Source organism: Janthinobacterium sp. FT14W (assembly GCF_009208755.1).
Classification (GTDB): domain Bacteria; phylum Pseudomonadota; class Gammaproteobacteria; order Burkholderiales; family Burkholderiaceae_D; genus Janthinobacterium; species Janthinobacterium violaceinigrum.
Genome location: NZ_WFLL01000148.1, coordinates 1 through 371, shown reverse-complemented (window position 1 = coordinate 371; position 371 = coordinate 1). Strand labels below are relative to the sequence as shown.

Genomic DNA, 371 nt, shown 5'->3' with positions numbered 1-371 from the left:
CAGGACCGGAACAAGTGCTCGCTACGCGGCCGGAGCAAGTCTGGGTAGCCGACATTACCTATCTGCCGACCGCCGGCAAATTCGTCTATGTCAGCTTGGTAACGGATGCGTATTCGCGCAAGATCGTGGGCTATCACGTGCACGCAAGCTTGCAAACCGAAGAGGTCAGCGAGGCCCTGAAGATGGCCCTGCGAGCACGACAGCGCAAGATGCCGTTGATTCACCATTCTGATCGTGGAATCCAGGGCGGATTCAACCGGTCCTCGCAACACCTTTAATCGGGGAGGTGTTTATGGGGCGACCAGCGGGGCGGATGAACAAGTTGACTGGGCGAAGGGCGATGCGCTCGCCAGGTGCGCCATCGCATCGCC

1 pseudogene is annotated in these 371 nt (G+C 59.6%); it reads left to right on the top strand.

Going from position 1 to position 371, the window contains the following annotated elements:
• Positions 1–245 (top strand): annotated as a pseudogene (locus GCN74_RS28380) (transposase); the annotation flags it as partial.
• Positions 246–371: the final 126 nt, after the last annotated feature.